The following is a 304-nucleotide window of genomic DNA, read 5'->3' on the forward strand; positions in this document are numbered from 1 at the left end:
GGCTTCACGTCTTCCACGAAACCCGCGACTTCGAGCTGGCTGCGCATACCCACCGAATCAATAACCTGCCACTGCTCTGCGCTCGGCTCCGTTCCGACAACCACGACTGCAATCTTTTCACGTAGCGATGGCGGCAACGCGCTCACTGCGGCGATCACGTCCATCGTGCCCTTGTACCAGTCGAAGCCTGTCACGGTTCCGAGCACAAGTTTGTCGGCTTTCGATTCGCCGAGCAGCGACTTACGCGCCGCGGCGATCTCGACCGCGTCCGACGGCTTGAAGTCGTCGATGTCCACACCATTCT

The 304-nt window shown here is 60.2% G+C and carries 1 pseudogene; it reads right to left on the minus strand.

Annotated elements, in window-relative coordinates:
• Positions 1–304 (minus strand): annotated as a pseudogene (locus SB822_RS56100) (glycosyltransferase family 1 protein); the annotation flags it as partial.

The organism is Paraburkholderia sp. SIMBA_054, from assembly GCF_046534875.1.
GTDB classification, from domain to species: domain Bacteria; phylum Pseudomonadota; class Gammaproteobacteria; order Burkholderiales; family Burkholderiaceae; genus Paraburkholderia; species Paraburkholderia hospita.